Source organism: Microbacterium umsixpiens (assembly GCF_053543675.1).
This window is the reverse complement of the sequence record NZ_JBLVOH010000028.1, coordinates 46,679-48,985: the sequence shown is the minus strand read 5'-3', so window position 1 is coordinate 48,985 and position 2,307 is coordinate 46,679. Positions and strand designations below refer to the sequence as shown.

Here is a 2,307-nt window from a genome sequence, read left to right as displayed (position 1 = left end):
ATGACCGCGATCGCCGAGCGCGGCGCCGAGGTGCTGCGCGGCCCCGCCGCCCGCATCCGCGCGATCACGGGCGCCGCCGCGGCCCTCGCCGACGGCTCGCTGACCCTGACGGTCGGCGATGACGGTGGCGAGCAGCGCGCGGCCCTCCTCGCCATGCCGGGCATCGGACCGTGGACGGCCGACTACGTGCGCATGCGGGTGCTCGGCGACCCCGACATCCTGCTCCCCGGCGACGTCGCGCTGCGTGCGGGAGCTGCGGCCTCCGGACTCCCGGGAGAGGCCCGGCCGCTCACGGCCTGGGCGGAACGCACCGCCCCCTGGCGCAGCTACCTGAGCGCGCATCTCTGGCGCGCCGCCCCGGTGCGACCGGCAGGGCCCCGGCGCGCGGCATCCACTGCCCGCGCTGCCACCACAGGTGACACGACATCGAAGGAGACCTCATGACCGCTCTCATCCAGACCATCGAGACCCCGGACGGGGCCTTCACGATCCTCGCCGACGAGCGCCAGCGGGTGCTGTCGTCGGGGTGGACCTCCGACGTCGAGGCGATCCTCACGAGACTGTCTCCGGCGAACCGCCCCGAGGAGCTCCGCGAGGCGGAGACAGAAGCCGCCGACGCCGCACTGGCCTTCTACGCGGGTGACCTGTCGGCGATCGACGCGGTCACGGTGAAGCAGTCGGGCACCGTGCTGCAGCTCGCCGGATGGTCGGCGCTGCGGGCGATCGAACCCGGCGCCCCGCTCACCTACACCGGCTTCGCGGCGCGGCTCGGCAATCCGAACGCCGTGCGCGCGGCCGCCTCGATCTGTGCGCGGAACGCCCCGGCGCTGTTCGTGCCGTGCCACCGCGTGCTGCGCACCGACGGCAGCCTCGGCGGCTTCGCCTGGGGGCTGGACGTGAAGGAGAGCCTGCTCGCGCGCGAGAGCATCGCCGCCTGAACGCCCTCTCCTCGCCGCGCTGCCCACCCCCGGCGGCGCGGCGTCGGCGTGCCGGAAGGCGGGCTGATCACGGATTGCCGCGAAAGACGCCGAACGAATCGGGAATGCGTCTTGTGTTCAGCTGGTTCACAGCAATAGGCTGGTGGGCTGTCGCGCCGACCGGACGACACAGCCGAGCCCTGAGGAGGACACCATGACCACGATCGCCACCGCGCGGATCGCAGCTCTCGGCTCGACCCCGGCGCGCCCGCTCTCCTAGAGCCACTCCGCCCCTTCTGCACCGGATGCCGGACTCTGTGAGTCCGCTCTCGCATCCGTCCCCTTCCGCAACCGCATTCCATACGAAACTCGTCTGAGAGACATGTCTTCCTCGCCTTCCGCGCAGAATCCCTCGCCTTCGTCCACCCTTTCCACTCCGGCCGCACTGTGGCGGCTGAAGCCGTTCGTGAAGCCCGTCATCTGGCGGCTCGCCGGCGGTGCTGCCAGCGCGCTCATCGCGGCCATCATCGCCCTGATGATCCCGATCGTCCTCGAGCAGATCATCAGCGGACCGGTCCGCTCCGGTAACTTCACCGCGATCGTCTGGGGTGCCCTCGCCGTCTTCGCGCTGGGCCTCGGCGAGGCGCTGATGGTCTGGCTGCGTCGTCAGTTCGTGCTCAACCCCTCGACCGAGGTCGAGTACAAGATGCGCACCGAGCTGTATTCGCGCCTGCAGACGCTGCCGGTGTCCTTCCACGACAGGTGGGGCTCCGGTCAGCTGCTCAGCCGCATGATGCAGGACATCGGCCTCATCCGCCGCTGGCTGGCCTTCGGGCTCGTGCTGCTCGTCGTCAACGTGCTCACCATCATCATCGGATCGGTGCTGCTGTTCCGCTGGCACTGGCTGCTCGGCACGATCTTCCTGGTCACGGCGATCCCGCTGTGGATCCGCGGCTACCTCTTCGAGAAGCGCTACGGCGCGCTCACCCGCCGCAGCCAGGACCAGGCCGGCGACCTCGCGACCAGCGTCGAGGAGAGCGTGCACGGCATCCGCGTGCTCAAGGCTTTCGGCCGCGGCAAGCACGCGCTCAGCCGCTTCAGCCGCCAGGCCGAGACGCTGCGCGAGACCGAGATGAGCAAGGCCGGTGCGATCGCGTCGATCTGGTTCTGGCTCGACATGATGCCACAGATCGCGTTCGGCCTCAGCCTGATGTCGGGCATCTGGCTGATCTCGCAGGGGCAGATCGACGAGGCGCAGCTGTTCGCGTTCTTCGCGATGGCAGTGGTGCTCCGCTGGCCGATCGAGTCGATCGGCTTCCTGTTCTCGTTCATGCTCGACGCCCGCACGGCGACGGACCGCGTGTTCGACATCTTCTCCGAGACCAACACC

Annotated in this window: 3 protein-coding genes; all 3 read left to right on the top strand. The window is 69.9% G+C overall.

Annotated features, from left to right (window positions below; all coding sequences use genetic code 11):
• Positions 1-444: DNA glycosylase family protein (locus ACNPM4_RS03085; RefSeq protein ID WP_473965295.1), on the top strand; the 444-nt coding region annotated here is incomplete at its 5' end.
• Complete coding sequence (locus ACNPM4_RS03080; protein ID WP_448984660.1) at positions 441-938, top strand: methylated-DNA--[protein]-cysteine S-methyltransferase; 498 nt, start codon at positions 441-443, stop codon at positions 936-938. The genes ACNPM4_RS03085 and ACNPM4_RS03080, both read left to right, overlap by 4 nt.
• 361 nt (positions 939-1,299) lie before the next feature.
• A partial coding sequence (locus tag ACNPM4_RS03075; RefSeq protein ID WP_448984659.1) for an ABC transporter ATP-binding protein occupies positions 1,300-2,307 on the top strand: 1,008 nt, incomplete at its 3' end.